Below are 12,479 nucleotides of genomic sequence, written 5' to 3' on the forward strand. Positions count from 1 at the left end.
GGCCGGGCCTTCCGGCAGGGAGCAGCAATGGGCAAGGAACAAGAAGCGGGTTCGGCAACGGGATCGGGCGGGGCGCGCATCGTCGTCGTGGGCGGTGGCGTGGCGGGGCTGGAGATTGCGACGGCGCTGGGCAAGGGGCGCACGGACGCCATCGGCTCCGTGACCCTGGTGGACAGCGATTCGGCCCATGTCTGGAAGCCCATGCTGCACACCATTGCCGCCGGCACGCGCGACCTGGCCCAGCAGCAGACCACCTACCTGGCCCAGGCCAGCGACGCCAGCTTTGCCTACCAGCCCGGCGAAATGTGCGGCCTGGACCGCGAGGCCCGCGAGGTGCTGCTGGCCCCCATCGAGGCGCCTGATGGCCGCGAGATCGTGCCGGGCCGGCGCATTGCCTACGACAGGCTGGTGATCGCCGTGGGCAGCGGCGCCAATGATTTCGGCACGCCGGGCGTGGACGAGCACTGCTTCATGATCGACTCGCGCCGCAAGGCCGATGCCTTCAACAGCGAGATCCGCCTGCGCATGGTGCGCTGCATGACCAGCGGCGAGCAGCTGCGCGTGGCCATCGTGGGCGGCGGCGCCACGGGCGTGGAGCTGGCGGCCGAGCTGGTGCAGCTGGCCGAGAGCGCCCGCGCCTATGGCGCGCTGGGCGAGGCCGCGCGCTTCGGCATCGTGCTGATCGAGGCCGGGCCGCGCCTGCTGCCCGGTTTTCCTGAAGAGATTTCCGAAGCCACGCGCCTGCGCCTGCAGGCCCTGGGCGTTTCGGTGATCGTCAACGGCCGCGTGCAGTCGGCCAGCGAAGAGGGGTTCGTGCTGGCCAGCGGCGAGTTCGTCCCCGCAGGCCTGCGTGTCTGGGCAGCGGGCGTGAAGGCCCCGGCCTTCCTGGCGCAGCTGGGACTGGAGACCACGCAAGGCAACCAGCTCAAGGTCAACGGCCAGTTGCAGACCAGCGACCCCCATGTCTACGCCGTGGGGGACTGCGCCAGCTTTACCCTGCCCGGGGCCAGCGTGCCGCTGCCGCCCACCGCCCAGGTGGCGCACCAGCAGGCCCGCTATCTGGTGGAGACGCTGCCGCGCCTGCTGAAGGAGCCGGGTTTCCGTCCCGAAGGCTTTGCCTACCGCGACTTTGGCGCCCTGGTGTCGCTGGCCCATTACGACGCCTATGGATCGCTGGGCAAATTCGGCCTGTTCAACGGCGGCGTGATCCGCGGGCGCATGGCCATGCTGAGCCACATCATGCTGTACCGCTCGCACCAGGCCCGCATCTACGGCTTTTGGCGCGGCGGGCTGCTGTGGCTGATTGATCTGATGAATTCGCGCCTGCGCCCGTCGATCCGGCTGGACTGAGCGGCCGGGCCCGGCATCAAAGCAGCCCCTCGATGGGCAGCCAGCCCAGCACGCGCAGCATCAGGCGCTTGAATGCACTGCTGCCGGGCTCGGTGGTGGTGGTGAGTGGCGCAGGCGGCGTGCCGCTTTCCGTGGTCCAGCTCAGGCGGCCCTGTGCATCGATCTGCACGTGGTAGGCGGCGGACGGCAGGCTCTGGTCAAGCATGCGGCTCATCTGCGAAGCCATCTCGGGGCTGTCGATCAGCAGGCCCATCTCGGTGTTGAGGTGGGCCGAGCGCGGGTCGAAGTTGAACGAGCCCACGAAGATGCGCTCGCCATCGACCGCAAAAGTCTTCGCATGCAGGCTTGAGCCCGAGCTGCCGGGGCGGCTGCCGGAACCCACCCCCGCTTTCCCTGCCGATGCCGCTGCGGGCGAACGCGGGCCTGGGCTGGGTTCGTCGTCCTGCCTGCCGATCTGCCGGCGCAGCTCGTACAGCTGCACGCCTTCCTCGATCAGCGGGCGCCGGTAGCGGGCATAGCCGGCATGGACCACGGCCACGTCGGTCGCCTCCAGGCTGTTGGTGAGCACGCGCACGGCAATGCCCTGGCGGCGCAGGCCGGCCAGGGCGCGCACGCCGGCCTCGGTGGGCACGAAGTAGGGTGAGACCAGGTCCAGCTGGCGCTGTGGCTGGCCGATGGCCGGGGTCAGCTGGGTGATCAGCAGGCCCTCCTTGGGCACCTGGCCCAGCACCTTGGCCGGGTCGTCGCTGACCAGGGTGGCGCGGGCCCATTGCAGTGGCAGGCGGCCGGCCAGCAGCTCGCGCGTGAACGGGCTTTGCGCCACGGCGCGCACATAGGCCTGGGCTTCGGGGCGCTGCACTTCGGTGGCCAGGGCCTCGTAGGCGCGCGCCACCGCATAGTCGGGCAGCGGCGGCAGCAGGCTGGCCGCGGGATAGGCCGACGCGCTGGCCCAGTACTGGTCGAAAGCATGTGAAATGTCGGCCACCACCGGCCCCATGGCCACCACGTCCAGGTCGGCGAACAGCACGCCGTCGGTGGCCGCGAAGTACTCGTCGCCGATGTTGCGTCCACCCACGATGCTGGCCTGGCTGTCGGCCGTGAAGCTCTTGTTGTGCATGCGCCGCTGCGTGCGCGAGAAATCCGTGACATAGCCCAGCGCCTTGGGCGTGCGCTGCGCAAAGGGGTTGAACAGCCGCACCTCGATCTGCGGATGCTGGTCCAGGGCGCCGAGCTGGGTGTCCAGTCCTGCCGTGCCGCCGTCGTCCAGCAGCAGGCGAACGCGCACGCCCCGGTCGGCGGCGCGGCGCAGTTCGTCGAGCAGCAGATGGCCCGTGGTGTCGCCGCGCCAGATGTAGTACTGCACATCCAGCGTGCGCTGTGCCACGCGGGCCAGCAGGGCGCGCGCGGCGTAGGCATTGCTTGCGTCGGACAGCGCGTGGATTGCGGTGAGCCCCGGATGCTGGTCCAGCAGCGGTGCCAGCGCCTGGCCCAGCAGCGTGGCCTGGGCGGCCTCGGGCGGCAGTGCCGCGGATTCGCTGCGGCCGGCCAGGGGCGGCAGGCTGCAGCCTGCCAGCAGCAGGGTCAGGACGAGCGCCTGGGTGGCGGCAAGGGCACGGCGCAGCAGGGGCATGGTGCGTTCGGTGTTCGTGGTGGTCAGTGCAGCCAGCGTATGAACAGCTGGATCACGGTGGCATTGACGATGTCGACGAAGAAGGCGCCCACCATAGGGACGATGAGAAAGGCCTTGTGCGATGGGCCGTACTGGTTGGTGATGGCCTGCATATTGGCCACGGCCGTGGGCGTGGCACCCATGCCGAAACCGCAGTGGCCGGCGGCCAGCACGGCTGCATCGTAGTTGCTGCCCATGATGCGGAAGGTCACCAGCGCGGCATACAGGCCCATGACCAGCGTCTGGGCCGCCAGTATCACCATCAGCGGTGCCGCCAGCCCTGCCAGCTCCCACAGCTTGAGCGACAGCAGGGCCATGGCCAGGTAGATGGACAGCGAGGCATTGCCGAAGACGTCGATGGCCCGGTCGAATACCTGGAAGTGAAAGACATAGTCCAGCGTGTTGCGGATCAGGACGCCACCGGCCAGCGCCCAGACGAAGGTGGGCAGGGAGAACAGGGTGCCGGCGGTGAACTGCGTCATGAACTCGGCAAAGCCCAGGCAGCCCGCGAACAGGGCCAGTGTTTCTATGGCCGCGCTGGTGGTGATCAGGCGCGTCTGCTCGGGGTTCTCGAAGCCGCCGTGGCTTGCGCTTTCGCCCAGCGGGGGCTGTTTTTCGGGGGCGGCTGCGGGGTCATGCACGGCAAGCCTGCGGCGCGTGATCAGGGCCTTGGCCAGCGGGCCGCCGATCAGGCCGCCGATCACCAGTCCGAAGGTGGCACAGGCAATGCCCAGGGTGACCGCGCCCTGGATGCCGTATTCGCGCTCGAAAACCTGGCCCCAGGCACCTGCCGTGCCATGGCCGCCCGTCAGGGTGACGGAGCCTGCGATCAGCCCGAACAGCGGATCGAGCCCGAGCATCTTGGCCAGGCTCACGCCGACCAGATCCTGCAGGCTGATGAAGACGGCGACCACGGCCAGGAACAGCAGCAGCGAACGGCCGCCTTCGCGCAGCTTGGCGAAATTGGCGCTCAGCCCGATGGACGAGAAAAACACCAGCATGAAGGCCATCTGCAGCTCGCTGCTGAAGCTGAAGGTGCAGCCCAGGGTCTGGTTGAGCACGAACAGGGCGACGGCCACGACCAGGCCGCCGGCCACGGGCTCGGGGATGTTGAATTCGCGCAGCAGGCGCAGATGCCGTACCAGCCATTTGCCCAGCAAAAGGACGAGGGCGGCGAAGATCAGGGTGTAGTAGGCGCTGAAAGTCAGGTGCATGGCTTCCGTTTTCCGGTGGGCGGGGCAAGGCAGCGCACCATACGATAGGCGGCATGCCGGGGGGCGATGTCAGGATAGCCACTGATTGCCAGGCCTGCTGAAAGTGCCCTTTGGTCGTGCCCTGCGTCAGTGCCCTGTCAGCTGGCTACGGGGCCGGGCCGCCTGTCCTCGACGGTGAAGCGGGCCAGCGTGTAGATGCGGCTGTCGGCTCGCATCGGGTTGGCCACGGCGCGCAGCTCGCTGGTCCAGCGCTCGGGTGTGATGTCGGCCAGCCCGTAGCCGCGTTCCTCGCAGCGTGCGTACAGCACCTGAGGGTTGTGGTCGACGATGGCATCGACCTTGGCCTGGGTGGTGCCGCTGCGCGAGGTGATGGAGGTGCTGCAGAACTCGCTGGCCACGACGGGATTGCGCCGCTCGGGCGCGGCCTCGGGGTCTGCGTGCACGGCGCAGACATAGTTCTGGTGCAGGTCGCCGCCCAGCAGCACGCTGTTGCGCGGCGTGGGCTGGGCGCCCGGCGTGAGGTGGCGCACCAGGCGCTGGCGCGCGGCAGGGTAGCCGTCCCAGCTGTCCGTGGCCTGCGATCCCGAGGGCGGCCGGTGCGTGGACACCAGGGTGGGCTGGGCCAGGATGCTCCAGCGCGGCCCCTCGCTTGCATGCTGGCGGGCATCTTCGGCCAGCTGGCGGTACAGCCACTGCTCCTGCGTCCAGCCCAGGAAGCTGCGCGCCGTATCCGACAGGGCTGCGCATTGCGCAGGGCGCACGCTGCCCTTGTCTGCCGCTCCCTCGGCGCGGCAGGCCTGGGCGCTGCGGTACTGGCGGCCGTCCAGAAAATGCAGCCGGGCCAGCCGGCCCCACTGCAGGCTGCGGTACAGCTGCAGCCCGCCGCCGCCATGCTGGGCGCCCGCGCCGGTCAGTGCGCTGGCGCGCAGCGGCATGTTCTCGTAGAAGGCCTGCCAGGCAGCCATGCGCCGGGCCAGGAAGCGCCCGGCATCGCCCTGGCCCTGGTCGCCGGCGTAGTTGTTCTCCACCTCATGGTCGTCCCAGCCCACGGACCAGTTGCACATGGCGTGCGCTGCCTGCAGCAGCGGGTCGCTCTTGTGCAGGGCGTAGCGGTCCCGGTAGTCCTGCAGGCTTTGCGCGGCCCGCAGGTTGTGGGTGCGGGCCAGGCCCAGCGTCATGGCGGGCGTGGCGTACTCGTAGATGTAGTCGCCCAGGAAGAGCACCAGGTCCGGCGCGTCCTGCACCACCTGGCGCCAGGCCGCGTAGTAGCCGTGCTCCCAGCGCTGGCAGGAGGCATAGGCCAGGCGCAGCCGCTGGGGCAGGCTGCCGGGCGCGGGCGCCGTGCGGCAGCGGCCCGTGCTGCTCACGGCCTGGCCCAGCATGAAGCGGTAGTGGTACCAGCGGTCAGGCGCCAGCCCTCCCACCTGCACATGCACGCCGTGGCCCCATTCGGGCTGGGCCATGGCCTCGCCGCTGCGCACGATCTGGCGGAACAGCGGGTCGTGCGCCAGCTCCCAGCGGATCTTGAGCGCAGGCATGGCTGTGGTGTCGGTCTCGCCCAGCTGTGCAAGCGGCGGCGTCAGCCGCGTCCACAGCAGCACGTTGTCGGGTTCGGGGTCGCCGCTGGCCACGCCCAGCGTGAAGGGGTTGTGCGCAGGCCGCTCGCCCAGGCGAGCCCATGCGGGCAGCTGGCCCAGCGCCGTGGCCAGGCCCGCTGCGACCAGAAACTGGCGCCGCGGTGCAGGGACGGGGGCGCTGAAGGGCAGGGGCATGGCGGTTCGGGGGCAGGTGGCGCAAGAAAGCGGGGAGATACGGAGCGTGGCCTCGGTGGATCAAAGGCCGGCGCCTGCATTTCCAACTGGCTGCCATTGTGCGCCTGATGCCGTGGCAATGCTGTGCTTGCCGCGCTCCTTGGCCTGCAGCATGGCGGTATCCGCGCGGCGCAGTACGTCCATGCCGTTTTCGTGGCTTTGCAGCTGGGCCACGCCCGCACTGAAGCTCAATGGCCGGGGGGCCGGCTGGCCTGGCGTCTGCGAAGAGGCTGGCAAAGGCGTCTGCTCCAGCAGCTGCAGCAGGCGCTGCAGCGCCTGGGCGCCCGCAGTCTCCGGTGTTTGGGGCAGCAGCAGCACGAAGGCCTGGCCCTCGTATCGGCCCACCACGTCCTCGGGACGCAGTCCCTGGCGTGCCAGCTGGGCCACATGGATGAGGGCGGCATCGCCCATGGCATGCCCCAGCTCGGCATTGAGGGCCTGCATGCCGTCCATGTCGAGCAGGGCAACGCTCAGCGGCTGGCCATGGCGCTGGGCGCGCGCCACCTCGCGGTCCAGCGCCTCGCTCACACCCAGGCGGTTGAGCTGGCCGGTCAGCGGATCGTGGCGTGCACGGCGCGCGGCCTCGTCCAGTTCCTGCTGCAGGGCCTCTATGCGCGCCTCGCAGGCATCGACATGGCTGCGCAGCGATTGCAGCTCTTCCTGGGCCACGCGGCTGCCGGCGGCCATGGTGCGGGTGGCCTCCAGCACCTGTTGCAGCAGCGGGGCGGCATCCTCCAGGCGCTGGATGCCGTCCAGCTGGCGCGCGGCTTCCTCCATGCGGGAGCCCAGTGTTTCGTTGCTGCTCGTGATCTTTGCCAGATGCTGGACGAAGCCGCCCAGCATGTCCTTGAGCGCCTGCTGCGCGGCGGCCATGCCGTCCTGCAGCTGCATGCGCCGGTGGATCACGGTCTGCAGCTCGCGCCGCGCATCCACCAGGGGCGCGGGTGACAGCGGCGGCGTGATGGCCTGCTCGATGGCCGTGAGCTGCGGCACCAGCCAGCTGCCGTGCGTGGGGTCCTGGGCCAGATGCTGGATCAGGGTCTGCAGCAGCTCCTGCACCAGCTGCAGGACCTGGAGCTGGTCGGCAATGGAGAACGACAGCTGGTAGTGCTGGTCATGCAGGCGCCGCGCCAGGGCCTTGGCGTCCACGGGCGGTGCCTGCAGCTGTTCCATGAGCTGCTGATGCAGTTGCCGGGTCTTGGCTTCCTGGGTGTTCAGCAGCGCAAAGAAGGCCTCGAAGCGCCGCGCCAGCTGCTGCGTCAGATCCTCGGGCAAAGCCTGCAGGGGCGGCGGCACGGGCAATTCCACGGGCCTGGCCTCATGGGTTGGCGGCTGCAGGGCCGCGTTGGCATAGGCGGTGATGACCTGCTGCAGGCCCTGCCAGTCGCTGCGTTCTATGGCGGCGCCCAACTGGTCGCGCAGGCGCTTCTGTCCGGGCGTCTGCGCAGGCAAAAGCGCATGGACGTGGCGCAGCGGCCCCTGGGGAAAGCTGGCGGGGCCGGGCTCGCCGGCTGCCTGCTCATAGAGGCGGGTGTAGTTTTCCGGGGTGGGCGGCAGGCGGTTCAGCGCCAGTTGCCGCAGGGTTTCGCGTGCCAGTTCGGAAGCGGAGCGCTCGGCCATGGGTGGGCAGTTGTTTCAGAATGCAATGCCCTCCAGTGTGGCATGGCCGGCGCCCGGTTCACTGCTCGTTGACCATGACCAGCTTGCCCTGGACCTGGCGCGATCCCATGCGTGCATAGGCCGCGTGCAGCTCAGCCATGGGCATGGTGCGGTCGATCACGGGCTTGATCTTTCCCTGGCCGTACCACTGGGCCAGCTCCTGCATCATGGCCGCGTTGGCCTTGGGCTCGCGCCGGGAGAACTCGCCCCAGAAGACGCCCACCAGCGATGCGCCCTTGAGCAGCGGCAGGTTCAGCGGCAGGGCCGGGATGGGGCCTGCGGCAAAGCCCACGATCAGATAGCGGCCGCGCCAGGCGATGGAGCGGAAGGCGGGCTCGGCGAAGTCGCCGCCCACGGGGTCGTAGACCACGTCGGGGCCCTTGCCGTCGGTGGCCTCCTTGATGGCCGCGCGCAGGTCGCCCTGGCTGTAGTTGATGGTGGCATCGGCGCCCTGGGCCTTGCACAGCGCGCACTTTTCGTCGGTGGAGGCTGCCGCGATCACGCGTGCGCCTGCCGCCTTGGCGATCTGGATGGCGGCCGTGCCCACGCCGCCTGCCGCGCCCAGCACCAGCACGGTCTCGCCCTCGCGCAGCTGGCCACGGTCGATCAGCGCATGGTGCGAGGTGGCATAGGTCATGATGAAGGCCGCTGCATCGACGAAGCTGAATCCATCGGGCAGCGGCATGCACAGCGCGGCCGGTGCCAGCGTATGGGTGCCAAAGCCCCCGGTGCCCGACAGGCAGGCCACGCGCTGGCCCACGGCCAGGTGGCTCACGCCTTCGCCCACGGCCTGGACCACGCCCGCGTATTCCGAACCCGGCACGAACGGCAGCTCAGGCTTCATCTGGTACTTGTTCTGCACGATCAGCAGATCGGGGAAGTTCAGGCTGGCCGCCTTCACTTCGAGCAGTACCTGTCCAGGGCCCGGCGCGGGTGTGGGCAGCTGCGTCCACTGCAGTTGATCGACGCCCGTGGGCGTTGTGCAAAGCCAAGCGTGCATGGTGGTTGTCTCCTGTGATTGAATGCCTGGCCGATGATAGGAGTGTGGCGGGAATGCCTCCTGTCCCTCGGGCGACGAGACGCCCGCCTACAATCGCCCGCAATCCCTGCTGTATCCATGAAGATTCTCATTTGTAACGACGACGGCTACCAGGCGCCCGGCATCCAGGCCTTGTACGAGGCGCTGCGCACGGTGGCAGACGTCGAGGTGGTGGCGCCGGAGCACAACAACAGTGCCAAGTCCAACGCCCTGACGCTGAATGCACCGCTGTACGTGCACCAGGCCCACAACGGTTTCCGCTATGTCAACGGCACGCCGGCAGACTGCGTGCACATCGCCCTGACCGGCCTGCTGGGCTACCGGCCCGACCTGGTGGTCTCCGGCATCAACAACGGCGCCAACATGGGCGACGACACCATCTACTCGGGCACCGTCGGCGCGGCCATGGAGGGCTTTCTTTTCGGCATTCCCGCCATTGCCTTCTCCCAGGTGGACAAGGGCTGGTCCGAGATCGAGGCTGCCGCCGCCGCCGCGCGCCAGCTGGTCATGGACATGCAGTCGCAGGAACTGATCGGCCTGTCGCCCTGGCTGCTCAACGTGAACATTCCCAACATGCCGCTGTCCGCGCTCAAGCCGCTCAAGCTGTGCCGGCTGGGCCGCCGCCATGCGGCCGAGCGCGTCATCACCCAGGAGAGCCCGCGCGGCGAAATGATGTATTGGATAGGCAGCGCAGGCGCGGCCATGGATGACTCGGAGGGCACGGACTTCCACGCCACGTCCCACGGCCACATGTCTGTCACGCCGCTGAAGGTGGACCTGACCGACCATGACAACCTGGGCTACTGGGCGCAGACGGCGGCCAGGCTGGCATCGGCCAGTCAGGCCGTGCTGCCTGCCCAGGGCGGGGCGGTGCAACCGTGAGCGAGCGCCGTCCCGGAGTTCCCTCGTGGGTGGCGCGCTCGGTGCAGAACCCTGCGCCGGCCTCGCGCGCGGTGCCCGCGCGCTCCGCGCTGGCCACCGCCGCCGCCCGTGCCCCGCAACAGCCCTCGGGCATCGGCATGGATTCGGCCGCCGTGCGCGCGCGCATGGTTCAACGGCTGGCCGCCACCGGCATCCAGTCGCCGGCCGTACTCGCTGCCATGGGAGCGGTGGAGCGCCACCGCTTCGTGGACAGCGCCCTGGTCAACCAGGCCTATGAGGACACCAGCCTGCCCATCGGTCTGGGCCAGACGATCTCCAAGCCCAGCGTGGTTGCCCGCATGACCGAGCTGCTGCTGGGTTCGGAGGCCGCGAAGTCGGGCCTGGGCCGCGTGCTGGAGATCGGCACCGGCTGCGGCTACCAGGCGGCCGTGCTGGCGCGCGTGGCACGCGAGGTCTATTCGATCGAGCGCCTGCGCGGCCTGCACGAGAAAGCGCGCAGCAACCTGCGGCCCTGGCGCCTGACCAATGTCCATCTGATCTTTGGAGACGGCATGGAAGGCTATGGCAGCGGCGCTCCGTACGCGGGCATCATCTCGGCCGCCGGCGGCGAGAGCATGCCCTCGGCCTGGTGCGACCAGCTGGCCGTGGGCGGGCGGCTTGTCGCGCCCATGGTGGTTACGGGGGGTAAGCAGGCACTGCTGGTGATTGACAAGAGTTCACACGGGTTTACGCAATCGATTTTGGAGGCCGTGAACTTTGTCCCCCTAAAATCGGGCATCGCCTAGAAGGGAATAACTTATGTTGGTATCGCGAAGTCTTGGGGCTTGGGGAACGGTGGTGCTGGCCGGCATGGTTCTGGCAGGCTGCACATCCCAAGTGAACAGGGCTCCCGTGGAGGACCGCGGAACATCCACCTCCACTTCCACCTCTTCCTCGCCATCGGCGGCCGTCAAGCCGCTGCCCGGCGTCGAGAACGCCGGCAAGCCCGGCTACTACACCATCAAGCCTGGTGACACGCTGATCCGCATCGGCCTGGAGACCGGCCAGAGCTGGAAGGACATCGCGCGCTGGAACAATCTGGAGAACCCCAACCTGATCGAAGTCGGTCAGGTGGTTCGCGTCGTGCCGCCGACCAGCTCGTCCATGGCAAGTTCGGACAGCGGCAGCACACGTTCTTCGTCGTCGTCCTCCTCTTCCACGCCCAGCGGCTCGCCGGTGGTGGCAACGCCGCTGCCGCCCGTGGCATCCTCGGCATCGTCTGGCAGCTCCACCGCAACGCCTGCACCCGCGCCGACCCCGGCGCCGGCTCCTGCACCCGCAGCCGGCAAGGGCGCCGACGATGTGGACTTCATCTGGCCTGCCTCGGGCAGCCTGATTGCCGGCTTCGACGAGGCGCGCAACAAGGGCTATGACATCGCAGGCAAGGCCGGCGACCCCGTGATGGCCGCTGCCGATGGCCGCGTGGTCTATGCCGGCGCCGGCCTGCGTGGCTATGGCAACCTGATCATCCTCAAGCACAACAACACCTACCTCACGGCCTACGCGCACAACCAGACGCTGTTGGTCAAGGAGGACCAGACCGTGCGCAAGGGCCAGAAGATTGCCGAGATGGGCAGCACCGACGCCGACCGCGTGAAGCTGCACTTCGAGGTGCGTCGCCAGGGCAAGCCTGTCGATCCTTCGCGCTACCTGCCTTCGCGCTGATGAGCCGCAGCACCAGGCAAACCGGACAAGCCCCTGCCCCGCAGGGGCTTGTTTCTTCTGCGCCCGGCGAACCGCGGCCGGAATCGGTCGAGGACCAGGACGAGGCCGACGCCGAAGGTGGCGAGGTCGAGGCCGCCGCCGCCGAGCTGCGCGAAATCACCGTGCCGCCCGCCCAGCACGGCCTGCGCGCCGACAAGGTGCTGGCCGAATGCGTGGCCGAGTTCTCGCGCAGCTATCTGCAGCAGCTGCTTGCGCAGGGCGCGGTCACCCTCAACGGGCGTGTGCTGGGCAAGCCTTCCGCCAAGGTCGCGGCCGGCGACCGCATGGTGCTGGAGATGCGGCCCACGCAGCAGAGCATGGCCTTCCAGCCCGAGGACATGGCGCTGGACGTGGTGCATGAGGACGAGCACCTGCTGGTCGTCAACAAGCCGGCTGGCCTGGTCGTGCACCCGGCGCCCGGCAACTGGACGGGAACCCTGCTCAACGGCCTGCTGGGGCGCGACCCCAAGGCGCGCGAGGTGCCGCGCGCCGGCATCGTCCACCGCCTGGACAAGGACACCAGCGGCCTCATGGTCGTGGCGCGCAGCCGCGCCGCCATGGATGCGCTGGTGGCCATGATCGCCGCACGCGATGTCAGCCGGCAGTACCTGGCGCTGGCCCACAAGGCCTGGGGCCCGCGCAAGCACCGCGAGGTCGATGCGCCCATCGGCCGCGATCCGCGCAACCGCCTGCGCATGGCCGTGGTCGACCTGGCCCAGCATGCGGGCAAGACCGCGCGCACCGACATCGACCTGCTGGCCGGCAACGAAGAAGTCAGCCTGGTGCGCTGCACGCTGCATACGGGCCGCACCCACCAGATCCGCGTGCACATGGCCTCTCTGGGTCATCCGCTGGTGGCCGATGCCGTCTACGGCGGCAAGGACGCTGGCGGCATGACGCGCCAGGCCCTGCACGCCTTCCGGCTGGCCTTCACCCATCCCATGACGGGCCAGGCCCTGGTGCTGCATGCGCCGCTGCCCGCCGACATGGCGCAGGCGCTGGAAAATTGGGGGCTGAGCTACAATCCCGCCGAAAGCCTCTGACCATCTCTCGCATGGCATCTGTGGAGCGCTTGCTTCCTCTTCTTTGATTCGGCGCACCCTGGCTGCCAC

10 protein-coding genes are annotated in these 12,479 nt (G+C 69.1%); 5 read left to right on the top strand and 5 right to left on the bottom strand.

What is annotated here, in order from left to right; all coding sequences use genetic code 11:
* Window positions 1-27: 27 nt before the first annotated feature.
* Window positions 28-1,350, top strand: a complete 1,323-nt coding sequence (locus ACRSCF_RS08140; protein ID WP_013801159.1) for an NAD(P)/FAD-dependent oxidoreductase — start codon at window positions 28-30, stop codon at window positions 1,348-1,350.
* Between the two features lie 16 nt (window positions 1,351-1,366).
* Here ACRSCF_RS08140 and ACRSCF_RS08145 read toward each other — a convergent pair whose 3' ends face one another.
* From ACRSCF_RS08145 to ACRSCF_RS08165, 5 genes are all read right to left on the bottom strand, one after another.
* Window positions 1,367-2,980: a phospholipase D family protein gene (locus ACRSCF_RS08145; protein WP_244387916.1), complete on the bottom strand. Its 1,614-nt coding sequence runs from the start codon at window positions 2,978-2,980 to the stop codon at window positions 1,367-1,369.
* 23 nt (window positions 2,981-3,003) lie between these two features.
* Window positions 3,004-4,233 (bottom strand): sodium/glutamate symporter, encoded by a 1,230-nt coding sequence (gene gltS / locus ACRSCF_RS08150; RefSeq protein WP_016447573.1) that lies wholly within the window; start codon window positions 4,231-4,233, stop codon window positions 3,004-3,006.
* Window positions 4,234-4,370: 137 nt separating this feature from the next.
* On the bottom strand, window positions 4,371-6,005 hold the full coding sequence (locus tag ACRSCF_RS08155; protein ID WP_017404138.1) for an alkaline phosphatase D family protein: 1,635 nt from the start codon (window positions 6,003-6,005) through the stop codon (window positions 4,371-4,373).
* 60 nt (window positions 6,006-6,065) lie between these two features.
* Window positions 6,066-7,664 (bottom strand): GGDEF domain-containing protein, encoded by a 1,599-nt coding sequence (locus ACRSCF_RS08160; RefSeq protein WP_244387917.1) that lies wholly within the window; start codon window positions 7,662-7,664, stop codon window positions 6,066-6,068.
* Window positions 7,665-7,722: 58 nt separating this feature from the next.
* Complete coding sequence (locus ACRSCF_RS08165) at window positions 7,723-8,703, bottom strand: NADPH:quinone oxidoreductase family protein (protein ID WP_074920967.1); 981 nt, start codon at window positions 8,701-8,703, stop codon at window positions 7,723-7,725.
* 117 nt (window positions 8,704-8,820) lie between these two features.
* On the opposite strand from ACRSCF_RS08165, the gene surE reads away from it, so the two are divergent.
* The 4 genes from surE to ACRSCF_RS08185 are packed head-to-tail and all read left to right on the top strand — an operon-like array spanning window position 8,821 to window position 12,410.
* Window positions 8,821-9,624 carry a 5'/3'-nucleotidase SurE gene (gene surE, locus ACRSCF_RS08170; protein WP_016447569.1) on the top strand — a complete coding sequence of 268 codons (804 nt, stop codon included), beginning with the start codon at window positions 8,821-8,823 and terminating at the stop codon, window positions 9,622-9,624.
* Window positions 9,621-10,409, top strand: coding sequence for a protein-L-isoaspartate(D-aspartate) O-methyltransferase (locus tag ACRSCF_RS08175; protein ID WP_016447568.1), 789 nt, complete (start codon window positions 9,621-9,623; stop codon window positions 10,407-10,409). Before surE ends, ACRSCF_RS08175 begins: the two co-directional genes overlap by 4 nt.
* A gap of 13 nt (window positions 10,410-10,422) precedes the next feature.
* The gene (locus ACRSCF_RS08180; RefSeq protein ID WP_034364158.1) at window positions 10,423-11,328 is read left to right on the top strand and encodes a peptidoglycan DD-metalloendopeptidase family protein; all 906 of its coding nucleotides are present in this window, start codon (window positions 10,423-10,425) and stop codon (window positions 11,326-11,328) included.
* Complete coding sequence (locus tag ACRSCF_RS08185; protein WP_034364156.1) at window positions 11,328-12,410, top strand: RluA family pseudouridine synthase; 1,083 nt, start codon at window positions 11,328-11,330, stop codon at window positions 12,408-12,410. Before ACRSCF_RS08180 ends, ACRSCF_RS08185 begins: the two co-directional genes overlap by 1 nt.
* Window positions 12,411-12,479 lie beyond the last annotated feature (69 nt).

Origin of the sequence: Delftia sp. 11MD, from assembly GCF_050907895.1 — a bacterium.
GTDB classification, from domain to species: domain Bacteria; phylum Pseudomonadota; class Gammaproteobacteria; order Burkholderiales; family Burkholderiaceae_C; genus Comamonas; species Comamonas tsuruhatensis.

Coding starts and splice junctions, on each gene's coding strand:
- ACRSCF_RS08140 (WP_013801159.1), top strand. CDS start 28: ATGGGCAAGGAACAAGAAGCGGGTTCGGCAACGGGATCGGGCGGGGCG.
- ACRSCF_RS08145 (WP_244387916.1), bottom strand. CDS start 2,980: ATGCCCCTGCTGCGCCGTGCCCTTGCCGCCACCCAGGCGCTCGTCCTG.
- gltS (WP_016447573.1), bottom strand. CDS start 4,233: ATGCACCTGACTTTCAGCGCCTACTACACCCTGATCTTCGCCGCCCTC.
- ACRSCF_RS08155 (WP_017404138.1), bottom strand. CDS start 6,005: ATGCCCCTGCCCTTCAGCGCCCCCGTCCCTGCACCGCGGCGCCAGTTT.
- ACRSCF_RS08160 (WP_244387917.1), bottom strand. CDS start 7,664: ATGGCCGAGCGCTCCGCTTCCGAACTGGCACGCGAAACCCTGCGGCAA.
- ACRSCF_RS08165 (WP_074920967.1), bottom strand. CDS start 8,703: ATGCACGCTTGGCTTTGCACAACGCCCACGGGCGTCGATCAACTGCAG.
- surE (WP_016447569.1), top strand. CDS start 8,821: ATGAAGATTCTCATTTGTAACGACGACGGCTACCAGGCGCCCGGCATC.
- ACRSCF_RS08180 (WP_034364158.1), top strand. CDS start 10,423: ATGTTGGTATCGCGAAGTCTTGGGGCTTGGGGAACGGTGGTGCTGGCC.
- ACRSCF_RS08185 (WP_034364156.1), top strand. CDS start 11,328: ATGAGCCGCAGCACCAGGCAAACCGGACAAGCCCCTGCCCCGCAGGGG.